The organism is Enteractinococcus fodinae (genome assembly GCF_031458395.1).
Taxonomy (GTDB): Bacteria; Actinomycetota; Actinomycetes; order Actinomycetales; family Micrococcaceae; genus Yaniella; species Yaniella fodinae.
This window is the reverse complement of the sequence record NZ_JAVDYJ010000001.1, coordinates 402,419-415,652: the sequence shown is the minus strand read 5'-3', so window position 1 is coordinate 415,652 and position 13,234 is coordinate 402,419. Positions and strand designations below refer to the sequence as shown.

Below are 13,234 nucleotides of genomic sequence, written 5' to 3'. Positions count from 1 at the left end.
AAAGCGACGCGAAGAGCTCGCGCACTACTGTTCACGAGGAGACAACACGATGATTTTTATCGCCGCGAAATTCAAGGTCAAACCAGAATATGCTGACCAGTGGCCCGAGCACGCTCGGGAATTCACTGAAGCCAGCCGCAGCGAACCCGGCTGTCTGTGGTTTGAGTGGTCACGCAGCATTGACGACCCCAACGAATATGTGCTGCTCGAAGCGTTCAAAGACGACGCAGCAGAAGCCCACGTCACCTCGGACCACTTCAAAAAAGCCCAGCAAGATCTACCCCCGTTGCTGCAGGAAACCCCGAAGGTACGCAATATGCAGGTCGAGGACGATCAGTGGCACGAACTTGGGGAAATGGCCGTATCCTAACCACCCGCTGGTGTCTCTAGTCGCTGCATGATCCGGCTCGTAGAGTGGGGGCATGACTACTCACGATGATGCTTCCACTGCGCCACTGACCCCACTGCAAGATCAAGACTTCAAACGCGTCCTGGTGGTGCTAGCCCATCCCGATGACGCAGAATATGGCACCTCTGCGGCCGTTTCTATGTGGACCGACCGCGGGGTCGAGGTGGGGTACGTGTTAGCGACGGCCGGCGAGGCCGGCATGCAGCGGCCACCCGAAGAAGCGCGGCGGATCCGGGCACAAGAACAGCGCAATGCCTGCGAGATTGTCGGCGTCGAGCATTTGCGCATCCTGGATTTCCCCGACGGCCTAGTGGAATACGGTATCGAGTTACGCCGTGCAATTGCGGGGGAAATTCGAGTCTTCCAGCCCGACGTCGTCATCAGCGGCGCCGGCGAGCTGGTTGTGCCCTGGGGCTTGGACCATGCCGACCATCGTGCCGTTGGGCTCGCCACGATCGACGCGGTTCGGGATGCCGGTAACCGGTGGCTCTACACCGAACAACTCGATGAGCAGGTCATCCCGTGGGAGATCTCGACCCTTTTACTGACCGGCACCGAGCCGAGTCACTACCTAGAGATCAGCCGAACCGCGGTGGACAAGCCCGTGGCTTCCCTGGCTGCTCACGAACACTACTTGGCAGATCTACCGGAGCATCCAGCGCCACAAGATTTCATCCCAGGCATGCTGGCCGAACAAGGCCGGGTCTCGCAGGTGCCCTACGCCATGGGATTCCAGGTTCACTGATGGCCATATCAGACTCATCGCGTGCGCGTGTGGTGTGAACCACGTAGACTGCATGATTAGTGGCTCCGAGATTTTCGGAGCTTTCGACTCAAGGGTCGCCGGCTGCATTACAAGGATGACATATTTGAGCAGCACCTCTTCTACTGCCGGATCTCTTCGGCAAGCTTCCCCAGACCCTACGGAAGACACCATCCGTCCGGGTGATCCCAAAACCTTTTTCCATATCAAAGATCTCGTCCGTGAGGCAGGGCTGACCGGTCGACGGCGAGGTTACTACCTGATCACGATCGGTGTCCTCACGCTCGCGCTGGGCGGTATCACCACCGGGGTTATCCTGTTGGGCGACAGCTGGCTTCAGCTCCTCATGGCCGCAGCGCTGGGTGTCGTTTTGACGCAATTTGCTTTTCTGGCCCACGAGGCTGCTCACCGACAGATTCTGTCTTCGGGCAAAGCCAACGACAAACTTGGTCGATTCCTGGCCAACGCGGTAGTGGGGATCAGTTACCAGTGGTGGCTCAATAAGCACAACCGCCACCACGCCACCCCGAACACGATCGGTAAAGACCCCGATATTGAATGGGACACAATTTCATTCCAACCGGTTGATGCGCAACGCCAGACCGGTTTCCTGCGGTGGATCACCGAACGCCAGGGTTACCTTTTCTTCCCGCTGTTAACGCTGGAAGGGCTCAACCTGCACTATCAATCGATCAAGTACCTGTTCGTGGCACCCCGAGTGAAGCGTCGCTGGCGTGAGCTCACGACCATCGCAGCGCGGATCGCGCTCTACCTGGGCGTACTGTTTATCTTCCTGCCGTGGGGTATCGCCCTGGCATTTGTCGGCGTACAGCTTGCGGTGTTTGGCGTGTACATGGGTGGCTCCTTTGCGCCCAACCACAAGGGCATGCCAATGGTACCCAAGACTGCACGCATTGATTTCTTCACCCGACAGGTCATGACCAGTCGCAATGTTATGGCGCGCAGCCGATGGGGCAACCACGTGCTGTCAGTGGTCTATGGCGGGCTCAACTATCAGGTCGAACACCACCTGTTCCCTTCCATGCCGCGACCAAACCTGCACGCGGTCTCACAGATCGTGCGCAAATACTGTGCCGAGCATCAGATTCCCTACACGGTCGCCACGGTCCGTGAGTCGTATGGCTCGGTCATCCGCTATCTCAATAAGGTCGGCCTATCGGCCCGCGACCCGTTTGAGTGCCCGATGATCAGCTCGCTGCGCTACTCCTAGCCTCACCCGCGATGTCCCACCGAGACCCTCTCAGGGCTGAGTGCAGGCTGAACACCGGCTGAACAAACTTCTCAGTTTTTCCTGTTAGTCTCGCCGGGACTTCACATATTTGTTGTACAGAAAGGGGCTTTCATGCCCAAGAAGTTTCTCCTGAGCATCGCTGCTGTCGCTGCTGCGTTTAGCCTCGCCGCGTGTGGCGCCGACGGTGACGACGAACAAGCCACCGAGGATGCACCACAGAGTCAGGAACAAGGCGAACAAGCCGCGCCCGAACCGGAACTGGATAACATTCCGGATGTCGTCGCAGAGGTCGATGGCGAAGAAATCTCGGGGGATGCTTTCGCTGAGAACTATGAAGCCCAGTTCCAGCAGCTGACCATGCAGGCGGCGATGGCCGGGCAAGAACCTGACCAGGAGCAGCTGAAAGAGCAAGCCCTGGAGATGATGATCAACAGTGAACTGTTAGTCGCGGAAGCTGAAGACCAAGGCTTCAGCGCTTCAGACGATGATGTCGATGAATATCTTGCGGACATGGCCGAGGCCAACGGGATAGAGTCATCGGATGTGCTCATGGAAGAGCTTGAAGCTCAGGGCCTCACCGAGGAACGGATCCGGGAAGATCTCCATAAAGAGGTTCTGATCGACCAGGTGGTCGAGACTTTGGAAGTTGAGGAGCCTTCGGAGGAAGACCTCCAGGAAATGTACGATGCTCAGGTGGAACAGCTTGAGGCGATGAATGCGCAGGTTGAAGAAGACCAAGCGCAAGAAGCGCCCCCGTTCGAAGAGTTAGAACCTGAGCTCGAGGAGCAAGTCCTGCAGCAAAACGAAAACGAAGCCATCGCCGCGCTGCTGGATGACCTTCGCGAGGACGCTGACATCGAGATTCTGCTCTAAACTCCGCCAAAAAAGCTACGGGCTAGACATCAACCAATGATCTCCAGCCCGTAGACGTTTAACGGCAAAACGTATGATGTTTTAGTTATCACCAAGCTGGGTGATAATTTCTTGTCGTACGGCTTCGACCTGTTCTTTCGCCAAACCAAATTGACGGTCCGTGCCGAAATCGATGACGATCCCTGCATCGGTGATGGACTGAATGATTGCTGAGCCGGGGACCACGCTGACGTGTGGGGCGGCTTCAGAGAAATCTTCTGGAATGCCTTCGGGTGAAGTAAACAGGGGCATGACTGGGTTGCCCTCGGTGTCCTGGAGCATCAGCGGGCTGACGGAACCATCTTCACCGGCTTTCTCGACAGATGGAAAGACCACCTGCGAGTTCAAGAATGCATTGATGACGTCCACCACTTCGTCGTTACTTGTTTCCCCATCAGTGGCGATGGTGAGCTTCTCAATGAGATTGGTCTGCTCGGGGAATCCGGTGTCCTGTGTCATCTTCATACCTCAAATACTGGTTCTTCTTCGCACCTGCAGTTCAACACAGGCCTGACACCTTCCACGCTACGCGTTATACCATCTGGTGTGAAATCTTTGTTCAGCGCAGCTGTGAGCAGCTTGGGGCGACAACTCTGGTATTACCGGTGTGACAAGTACCGGGACAATCCGGCGACAGCGGCGACGGTTAGGACCACCGCTGTCGCTGCGCTCGCGCCGAAAATGATCATCCAGTATCCTGCTTCGGCGAGCGCTCCGGCAATGGCCGAGCTAACGGCACTGCCCGCAAACACGGCGCCGGCAAAGAACGCCACCGAGATCCCCCGGGCTGCTGGCACCACTTGAGTGGCCCAGGATTGCAGTCCGGTGTGCATAAACGCCCAGGCACCACCCAATAGGACCGCGGCAACCACCACGGTGGCGATCGACAGCTGGATTGCCACCGTGGCTAAGCCCAGCACCAGGCAGATCCCGCCCAGCGCGACGACCCTGGACGCTGAGAGTCTGGCGGTGACCGGGCGAACAAATCGAGTGCACACCAGGGTGGCTACCCCGTATGCTGCGACCGCTAGGCCGGCCAGGCTGGTATCGACCCCTTGGGCTTCCAAGGCCGGGGCAAGCAGCGTCAGGATGCCCAGCACGAGGGCACCTTCGATAAAAGCGAGCACAATGATGACCCAGGACCACTTTTCTGCAAAGAAGAGTCGCAGCGAGGCCACCACTCCGGTGTTACGTTCACGCTCTGGTTCTGCCATCCGCAGCAATGGGATCAACGCGATCAGTGCCAACACTGCGGCGAGTGCGAAAACAATCCGCCAGTTCAGGACTTGGCCGATGATGCCAGCTGCTGCTGTGGCCGAGGCCGTGCCCACAGCCACTGCGGCCATCAGGTCGGATAACGCTGATTGGCGGTGCTCCTGCGAAGTCGTATCGCCAACATAGGTAATTGAGGCTGGGATGATGGCGCCGAAAAACCCTCCGGTGAGTGCTCTGGCGACCGTCAGTACGCCCAGGTTGGGGGCAAAGGCTGAGGCTAGTCCGAACAGCATCGCACCGGAAAGTGCCACCCGCATGACCGGTAGGCGACCAAACCGGTCGGACAGCATGCCCCAGAGCGGCTGGGTGAGCCCGTAAGTCAAGAAATACACCGAGGCGGTCATCACCGCGGCACTTAGGGGCACACCAAAGTCGACGGCGATCACCACGAGTAACGGCGAGATGCCGAAGCGATCCACACTGGAGGTGAAGGCGGCTAGTGCCATCGCACCGGGTGGTCGCCGCACAACAGTATCGGCAGTTGTAGAGGTCACGACGTCACCCTACCGGCAATTTTGGCAGCACCGTAGTGTCACGTTGGAGTGCACCAACCAACGTGTGGACTACCGGCACTCAATTAGCCATTGCCTACTAGGAAGTGATCTCCGCAAACCGGTAGGGAGTTCAGCTGATCTACACCCGCGTCACGGGTCTTCACAACCTAGAGTGGTTGGCAACCGGTGAGGCGCGCAGCAGGTTATCTGCACATGCGCATCAAGATGCAGGCAAAACTGCGTGAGGCGGAGGTGCCCGCTACGTCAGTCATGGTTTCGACCATCTGAGAAGATGGTCGTTCTGTGGGGCCGATGTCGGAAGCAGAGCTGCCCGGAGCCGCTAAGCCGAGACTGGCTACCGCAACAACTGCGAGGGTGGCAAGGCGTTTCTTCATATTCTTCTACTTTCGGTGGTGTGATTTGAGTGCTGTTGCGTACAGCAACAATTCCAGAATGACCTATGGACCTGTGAGAACAGGTATACAAAAGGATAATTCTTGGAGCAGGACGTGTCATTGCTCTGTATTTGTTGAAGATTCTCGTTTTGTCATGCTCTGATACCCTGGTTTCATGCGACAGCGAGAAGCACGGTGGATCGACGAGGTACGCCCTGTCCCGGGCGGCTGGCTTGGCAAGGCCCTGCTTGTCGCGCTCTTTGTGGCTTTGGTTGTGAGCGATGTACTCAACGCTGATGTGATCCTCACGGATCCGCAGGGCTGGGTCGAACTCATCCTGCCCTATATCCCGTTGCTTGCGCTGCTGGCCGGCGTAGTTTCGGGGGCCGTCGCCTGGATCGTCATGTTTGTAGTCTTTCTGAGCATGGGTATCCCCACTGAGTTGCTGTCAGCATCCATGATCCCAATGCTCATCACGGTCGGACTTGCCACCTACGCACTTCCCAGGGTCCCCGCCGGCGTTTTTTCCGGTCTAGTATTGATCCTGGTCCTCTTCTCCGGGCTCATCAACCCTGAAATCGGTCAAGGTTTCATATTTTTAGGCATTTCGACAGTGTGCGCCATCGGTGCCGGGCTGGCGGCCAATGCGATGTATGGCCGATCCTTAAAATATGCCGAAGAAGTCAGCGATCTCAAAGAAGCTCAGGCAAGAATTCGGAATTCAGAACGCAAACGCTTAGCGCATGAACTACACGACATCGTGGCCCATGACGTCACGGTGATCGCGATGCAGGCACGCCGGGCAGAGTTCGTGGCCGATGACCCGGTCAAGACCGCCCAGATCCTTGAAGGGATCGGCGATTCTGCGTCGCAAGCTCTGCAAGACCTGCGCAGTCTGGTGATGCTCTTGAAGACGCAGACTGATGATCAGAGTGACGCCGATGCGACGAACACCGAGAGCGATGATCCGAAACTATCTGGGGAAACCACGACGTCCGTTGGCTTAGTCCACGATATGCGCAACGTGGTCGACACCGTGGAGCGCGGCGGATTTCGTGCGGCATTAGAAATTGAAGGGCCGGTGGCCTCCATACCTGCAAGTTTGCGTCAGGCGCTGCGACGAACTGTCCGAGAGTTGGGCACCAATATTTTGAAGCACGGCAAGCCAGACACCGACGTGCAGATCCAGTTGCTGATCGACCAGGATCAGGTGACACTGCGCTCCACCAATGAAATTTCATCCGAGCGACCTATCTCTTCGTCCAGAACCGGTCTGGAAGCGATGCGGGCCCGCTGTGAAGTCTTCGGCGGAGAAGTGGTCACGGGATCAAAACGTGGTGTCTGGACCACGACCATGACGATCCCATTCGATAGACAACCAGTATCTGAGACATCGCAAGGAGCCTCACATGATTCGACTGCTGCTCGTCGATGACGAACCGATGATCCGGGAAACTCTACGGGACTACCTGTCGACTGATCCCTCGATCGAGGTGGCCGGTGAGGCCAATAATGGTGAGGTCGCAGTGCGTCAGGCAGCGGCCCTGCAACCGGATATTGTGCTGATGGATATGCAAATGCCGGTCCTGGACGGGGTGGGGGCAACAGCACAGATCCATGCTGCACATCCCGAGATCAAAATCCTTGGGCTGACCACGTTCTCTACGGACCGTTATGTTGTTGACCTACTGCGCGCCGGCGGCTCAGGATATCTGGTCAAAGACACCAAACCGCGCGAGATCGTTGCTGCGATTCATGCGGTCCTTGCTGGCGAGTCCGTGTTATCTCCTGAAGTCACGCGTTACGTTGTGAAGGGCCTGGAAGAATCCGTACCTGCCCAGGTCACCCCGGACTCAGAGATCGTAGATCGGTTGACCGATAAAGAACTCGAAGTCATCCAACTGCTATCCCAGGGCATGAGCAACCGCGAAATGGCACAAGCACTTTTTGTCTCCGAATCCACGATCAAAGCCCGCTTCGTAAAGATTATGGAAAAGCTTGGCGTGCGCGATCGCGTCCAAATTTTAGTCACCGCCATACAGCACGGGCTGGTCGATCTCTCCCCGCGTTCCTAGACGAGCACGGACCGTCGACTATCCACCACGTTGGTCAACGGCAGCAGCAGTCCAGCAAATGCGTCCGGTAAGGAATCGTCGACGCCATCGAAAGATCGGTCGGGGTTGGCAATCAGCTGCCCACCCCATCCCATGACTTCGTATTGTGCCATCGCCTGCACCAGACTGGTCGGCGCATTCCAGGCGCGAACGAGATTGGCTTGAGCGTAGGCGATGGCTTCGGTGGGGTCGGCGCTCGTGATATGTGCCAGCTCATCAGCGAGACCCGCCACGGTTTCAAGCGTCTCGATGCTGCGCTTCGCTTCCGAAGTGACAGCCCATTGAATGGCGGGAGTGGCCGCCTCAAGGGTGCGCCTGATGTCGATCCTGGAGTAATTCCCGCTGCGCTGCAACGCGGTTTGTAAACTCAGCGCTGGCCCCTCATGCAGTGCGCTCAAAGCTACTAAGGTGGCCGCATGCCCAACCTGATGCGACGCGTCTGGCCCACGCAGAGCAGTATGAGTAAAACCCTGTTGTTGTGTTTGGCGCATCGCACAGGGGATCGTCGCGGACGGCACAGCGGAAGGGATTGGTGTCCCCACCGCCTGGTGGAGCTGTTGGACAATGTCTTCGGAACCCGCAATCGCGATCACCGGGTGGACCACTGGAAACGCGAGCCACAGGCCTTCGATATGCCGAACCCATTCGAGCACGTTGTCCTCGGGTAGGGACACCACCACAGATTCCGCGCCGTCACCGGAGCGCCATTGGCTATGCACCGGGCGTGCTGCCGCCGGGGAGAGTTCACCGTGTTCCAGGGCCCGACGCAGGGATCTGCTCGGCTGGTGCTGACCCGTGGGCTGGGTGGTCCGCCAGGCGATCCCAATCGTCGTAAACACAGAGCGCGTGTCGACGACGCTCACGGTGCGAATAGGTCGTGGCATTGATCTTGTCATCGAGCACCTTCCGGTTCATATCGGACCGTCATGGAAGCAAATGCTTGGCTGGTTAGGCGTTGACTCGCCTCCGCCATTAGATGTCGGGCCAGGGCGGGACGATCAAGGAGCTCAACCAGGGCGCTCACCAGCTGCGCGCTGTGCTCCGGAATATCACGCAACAGCACATCGCGCGCGACGGTGCGAGCCAAGCGCGCATCATCCACGACCAGTTGCTCAGCACGGTGCACAGCCCGGCAGATCGCATGACGCACCAGACTGTCCTTGGCCGTCGTGACTGCCCGGATGCGATCTACCGGGTCCACGGCACAAGGCGTGTCATCAATGAGAACAAAGAGGTCATCGTGGGTTCTCTCACCGAGACCGAACACTCCCGCACTCGCATCCAGACCTTCGAGGGTCCCCAGTGCTTCGGCAACCAAGAGATCCCCCAACACCTGTGGGGTCACGGCGCGCGTCGTGGCCGCACGTGTAGCCGCCAAGCATCGGCTGGCAGACCCGGTACCGAGGGGCCCTGCGTCCAGGTGCTGGGTAATGGGCAGGCCCACCGGTGCGGGCGAGGATGGTCCATCGCTCGGGGCAATGCTGCTGAACGCTTCGGACAGCTGGTGGAGGGCTTCTGGTGCCGGCAACGGAGACAGTGCGACCATGACCGCACCCGCCGGGTGATACAGCTGGCGATGCATTGAGGCCAGCAGCTCGGGCGTGACCCGGTCGGTCAGGTCGATGTCGCCACTACCGTCATGACCGTTGGCGTGATCATACCAATACGCCTCCGTCAGATGCGGCCACAGCAAAACATTGCCCGGTGCTGCAGCCAGTCGTTGACGTCGTTCGATGGCAACCGCTTCGATTTGTTGTGCAAGTTGCTCGGCACGAAATGCCGGGAAGAACACCTGGTCAACGAGTCGTGCAGCGACGGTCCCGAGATCTGGTGTCGAGCCGGTTTCAAAAAATTCGGTGTAATCCATATGCGTGTTGCCACCCAGTACGGAGCCCGCCCGAGCCACGTCGCCTTGCCGTGTCAGCCCCTGGATAGTCTGGCTGTCCTGGTACACCATGTGTTCGATCAGGCGCACGATGCCGTTGTGCTCTGTTCGGCGTTCATCACGCATGCCAGCGCGCAGCGATAACGCTACGGTGCTGGTTTTTGCCTGCGGAGCGTGAATCGCCAAGACGCGAGCGCCATTGGACAACGTTGTCGAAGCGGCGTGCAAGCCACGAATATCGTGGCCGGTCAGAGAGACTGATGCGGGCATCACGACCTCATTTCTGGATCAAAGGGTAACGGATTGTGCGGGGTCTGTCGGTTAGGCGGTTTCGTCTGCAGTGCTGGGCTCGCGCATGGCGACCAGCGATCCGGTTCGCAGCGCGTTCTTGCGATAGATGGTGGTGGTAAAGCGGAAGAGCAGCGGCACCGTGACGGCAGCAATCAGCGCTGCGATCACCATTTCCACGGTGTGCACCCCGTCGAGGGCGAACCGCATGGGCATCAGGTAGGAAGACAACAGGGGCACAAAGGACAGCACCTGGATCCAGGTGCTCGCCAAATACTGTGGCACCAAATACAGCGCCACAACCCACAGCACCAGTTGACTGACCACCAGGGGTGTTAATGCGGTGCCCAGGTCTGCATGCCTGGACACCATGGAGGCCAGCAGGGTGCTCAGCGTCGCGAAGCTGCAAAAGCCCAGCAGGAACCAAACCAGGAACCACAACAAGTTGGCCCCAAGTTCAATATCCAAAACACTCCAGCCACCCACGACGGTAAAGCTGGTCAGCGCCGCCCCACCGATCACCAACAACTGGCCCAGGGTGACCAGTCCGACACCGATGAGTTTGCCGGCCAGCAGGGGTGTCACACCGATCTTGGTCAACAGGATCTCGACAAGCCGGGATGACTTTTCTTCGACGACTCCCGAGGCCAGACTCTGGGACGAGTAGATCAGGGCTGCCAGCAGTGCGCTAATCATGGCGGTGGCAACGAGGAACTGAGTGTCTAAGGCCAGCGTGCCGGTGCTTCCGAAGCGGTCCACCAGAAACCAACCGCCTACCCCGGCGCCAAGACCGGCAAGTGCACCCAGCATAAGGGTCGAAACAACAATGCTGCGATTCACAAACCGCGTCACCAGTTCCCGTCGGATCACGGTTCGCACCGCGTCGAAGTCGGTGGGCGCAGTGGCGGAGCGTCTAACAATACGAGTGACAGTCGGTGTCATGATATTGCACCTGAGACTTTGAGCCCGGTATCGATGACGGTCGATGCTTTCCGCACCGGACCGGTTTTCAGCCGGTCAGCAAGTATTTCGGCCAGCGAGCGTTGGATGCACCGAATACTTCTGAGCCCACCATGACGGAGGGCTACGTGCAGGACCTCTTCCGGGATTTCTCGGTTTCGACCCGACAGCGTGATCATGACCGATTTCGGGTCGTCTTCCACCGCGGTTGGAATCAGCCCGGGGATGATCGAAAGTTCCGCGATGAGCAGGTCCGGGAGGTCTTCGCTAAAACTTAGGGCCCAGCGCGAGTACGAGTCGGCTTGGAGCTCAGTGACCCGGCCGCTCGCAGCGATCCGGCCCTTGTCTAAGACACAGACCCGGTCGCACAACCGTTCGACGAATTCGAGTTGCTGGGAAGAAAACAGGACGCCGACATCGCTTTCGGCTTGTTGTCGAATCAGTGCCGCCAGGGTTTCTACGGCCAATGGGTCCAGGCCGGCAAACGGTTCGTCTAAGACCAACAGCGAGGGGTGGCCGACCAGGGCGACTGCTAGTTGGACGCGCTGTTGATCACCCAGCGAGAGGTCTTGGACTCGGGAGCGTTCACGGCTGGTCAGTCCTAGGGTGTCGATGAGCTCGGAGACGGTGCGCCGGGCTTGGGTGATCGTTTCACCTTCGAGCAGCGCGAAATGCACCAGTTGTTCGACGACGGACATCTGTGGGTAAAGTCCGCGCTCATCTGGCATATAGCCGATGGCTCGACGGTCTCGCGCGGTGATCGGTTCACCGTCCCAGGTGATGGTACCTTCCGAGGCTTCGATCAGCCCCAGAATGAGGCGCATGGTGGTCGTTTTCCCGGCGCCGTTGCCACCGATGATGCCTACGATCTCGCCGGGGGCCACAGCTAGGTCGACGCTGTGGAGGACCTGGCGGTCTCCGAAACTGCGGCCGATATCGTGCAGTTCTAGACCAAGCATGTCCCCTCCCCCAGGTCTCGAGTTTTATCATTTCTGACATTACGGAGGGTGGTGCAGTTCGGCATTGTACTTCGGTACAGATCTGAACTGGTCTTTCGCTCAACTTCGGCCCCATCATGCGCTCGTAAGGTGAGAGCGCGGCACCGGAGCGAGGAGCTGCGCACGCCAAGGCATGCTTAATGCGCTGCCCGTTCTTATACTGAAACCAGGTTCGTATGATCACGACATACACCGGTGACGACACGAACGGGCTGCCCTGAATCCAGCACGTTCCGATATTCCGTTTTACCGAGAGGTTTGCCATGACAATACAATTCCTGACAGATCTCGATGACTTACTTTCGCGTTTACGCGACCTCTATCGAGAACTTCATCAACACCCAGAACTCAGCCTCGAAGAACATCAGACTGCTGAGCGCATTGAATCCGAACTCAGTGACCTAGACGTCGAGGTGCAACGAATCGGTGGGACCGGTGTGGTTGCGATTATCCGCAATGGCGACGGTCCAACTGTTTTAGCTCGGGCAGATACCGATGCGCTGCCAGTAACAGAACAAACCGGACTCGACTACGCTTCCAAGGTTGACGGTGCGATGCACGCCTGTGGGCACGACATGCACGTGACGACCTTGCTGGGAGCCGTGGAATTGCTGACAACCAACAAGGACGCATGGGCCGGGACCTACATCGGTCTCTTCCAACCCGCTGAGGAAACCGCCCAGGGCGCACAGGCCATGCTGGACGATGGCTTGGTCGACAAAATCCCAACCCCAGAAGTCGCATTATCTCAACACGTGATGCCCACCGAAGTCGGTACCATCGGCACCAGTGCAGGGCCAGTCCTGTCAGCCGGCGACTCGCTGAAAATCACGGTCCATGGGCGAGGCGCACACGGCTCCATGCCACACAACTCGGTTGACCCGGTGGTGCTGGCATCCTCGATTGTGATGCGCTTACAGACCATTGTTTCGCGTGAAACCAAGCCCGGAGAATTCGCCGTAGTCACGGTCGGCGCACTCAATGCGGGATCGAAATCCAATATCATCGCGGATCGCGCCGAACTGCTATTGAACCTACGAACCTACGATACGCAAGTGCGCGAAGACATCATGGCTGCCATCGAGCGCATCGTGCGCGCCGAATGCCAGGCAGCAGGTTCCCCACAAGAACCCGACTTCGAATACTACGACCAGTTTCCACTGACCGATAACGACCCAACCGTCAACACCAAAATCACCGAAGCATTTACGGACTACTTCGGCTCCGAGGCGGTCTATGAGACGAAACCCTATACCGCTTCTGAGGACTTCAGTCGTATCCCCAACGCCTTCGACATCCCCTACACCTACTGGTTCATCGGTTCGGTCGCGCCAGAAAAATATCAACGCGCCGTCGAACAAGGCACCGTTGCCCAAGACATTCCCGCCAACCACTCCCCATTTTTTGCCCCTGAAATTGATCCCACGCTAGAAAACGGTATCCGCACGCAAGTAGTAGCCGCCCTGGCCTACCTTGCTCAAGACTAGGA

The 13,234-nt window shown here is 58.2% G+C and carries 14 protein-coding genes; 7 read left to right on the top strand and 7 right to left on the bottom strand.

What is annotated here, in order from left to right:
* Window positions 1–49: 49 nt before the first annotated feature.
* The 4 genes from J2S62_RS01920 (at window position 50) to J2S62_RS01905 (ending at window position 3,297) form a co-directional block, all read left to right on the top strand.
* Window positions 50–370 carry a putative quinol monooxygenase gene (locus tag J2S62_RS01920; protein WP_310170674.1) on the top strand — a complete coding sequence of 107 codons (321 nt, stop codon included), beginning with the start codon at window positions 50–52 and terminating at the stop codon, window positions 368–370.
* Between the two features lie 52 nt (window positions 371–422).
* Window positions 423–1,154, top strand: a complete 732-nt coding sequence (locus tag J2S62_RS01915; RefSeq protein ID WP_310170671.1) for a PIG-L deacetylase family protein — start codon at window positions 423–425, stop codon at window positions 1,152–1,154.
* A gap of 115 nt (window positions 1,155–1,269) precedes the next feature.
* On the top strand, window positions 1,270–2,403 hold the full coding sequence (locus J2S62_RS01910; protein ID WP_310170669.1) for a fatty acid desaturase family protein: 1,134 nt from the start codon (window positions 1,270–1,272) through the stop codon (window positions 2,401–2,403).
* Window positions 2,404–2,535: 132 nt separating this feature from the next.
* Window positions 2,536–3,297, top strand: a complete 762-nt coding sequence (locus J2S62_RS01905) for a SurA N-terminal domain-containing protein (protein WP_310170667.1) — start codon at window positions 2,536–2,538, stop codon at window positions 3,295–3,297.
* Window positions 3,298–3,378: 81 nt separating this feature from the next.
* Here J2S62_RS01905 and J2S62_RS01900 read toward each other — a convergent pair whose 3' ends face one another.
* From J2S62_RS01900 to J2S62_RS01890, 3 genes are all read right to left on the bottom strand, one after another.
* On the bottom strand, window positions 3,379–3,801 hold the full coding sequence (locus J2S62_RS01900) for an SseB family protein (protein ID WP_310170665.1): 423 nt from the start codon (window positions 3,799–3,801) through the stop codon (window positions 3,379–3,381).
* Between the two features lie 134 nt (window positions 3,802–3,935).
* Window positions 3,936–5,105, bottom strand: a complete 1,170-nt coding sequence (locus tag J2S62_RS01895; RefSeq protein ID WP_310170663.1) for an MFS transporter — start codon at window positions 5,103–5,105, stop codon at window positions 3,936–3,938.
* Window positions 5,106–5,308: 203 nt separating this feature from the next.
* Window positions 5,309–5,500, bottom strand: a complete 192-nt coding sequence (locus J2S62_RS01890; RefSeq protein WP_310170659.1) for a hypothetical protein — start codon at window positions 5,498–5,500, stop codon at window positions 5,309–5,311.
* Window positions 5,501–5,675: 175 nt separating this feature from the next.
* Between J2S62_RS01890 and J2S62_RS01885 the strand changes: the two genes are divergently transcribed.
* Both J2S62_RS01885 and J2S62_RS01880 read left to right on the top strand, forming a co-directional pair.
* On the top strand, window positions 5,676–6,935 hold the full coding sequence (locus J2S62_RS01885) for a histidine kinase (protein WP_310170657.1): 1,260 nt from the start codon (window positions 5,676–5,678) through the stop codon (window positions 6,933–6,935).
* Window positions 6,910–7,575, top strand: a complete 666-nt coding sequence (locus J2S62_RS01880; protein ID WP_310170654.1) for a response regulator transcription factor — start codon at window positions 6,910–6,912, stop codon at window positions 7,573–7,575. The genes J2S62_RS01885 and J2S62_RS01880 overlap by 26 nt, the downstream gene beginning before the upstream one ends.
* Here J2S62_RS01880 and J2S62_RS01875 read toward each other — a convergent pair.
* Genes J2S62_RS01875 through J2S62_RS01860 form a run of 4 tightly spaced genes read right to left on the bottom strand, consistent with a single transcriptional unit; the run spans window position 7,572 to window position 11,706 of the window.
* Window positions 7,572–8,510 (bottom strand): hypothetical protein, encoded by a 939-nt coding sequence (locus tag J2S62_RS01875; RefSeq protein ID WP_310170651.1) that lies wholly within the window; start codon window positions 8,508–8,510, stop codon window positions 7,572–7,574. The genes J2S62_RS01880 and J2S62_RS01875 overlap by 4 nt on opposite strands.
* A complete protein-coding gene (locus tag J2S62_RS01870) occupies window positions 8,507–9,769 on the bottom strand; it encodes a M16 family metallopeptidase (RefSeq protein ID WP_310170648.1) in 1,263 nt (420 codons plus the stop codon). Before J2S62_RS01870 ends, J2S62_RS01875 begins: the two co-directional genes overlap by 4 nt.
* Window positions 9,770–9,820: 51 nt before the next feature.
* Window positions 9,821–10,729 (bottom strand): ABC transporter permease, encoded by a 909-nt coding sequence (locus J2S62_RS01865; protein ID WP_310170646.1) that lies wholly within the window; start codon window positions 10,727–10,729, stop codon window positions 9,821–9,823.
* Entirely contained in the window at window positions 10,726–11,706 is a 981-nt protein-coding gene (locus J2S62_RS01860) for an ABC transporter ATP-binding protein (protein ID WP_310170644.1), read from the bottom strand. Before J2S62_RS01860 ends, J2S62_RS01865 begins: the two co-directional genes overlap by 4 nt.
* A 302-nt stretch (window positions 11,707–12,008) precedes the next feature.
* Between J2S62_RS01860 and J2S62_RS01855 the strand changes: the two genes are divergently transcribed.
* Complete coding sequence (locus J2S62_RS01855; RefSeq protein ID WP_310170642.1) at window positions 12,009–13,232, top strand: M20 family metallopeptidase; 1,224 nt, start codon at window positions 12,009–12,011, stop codon at window positions 13,230–13,232.
* The last annotated feature ends 2 nt before the right edge of the window (window positions 13,233–13,234 follow it).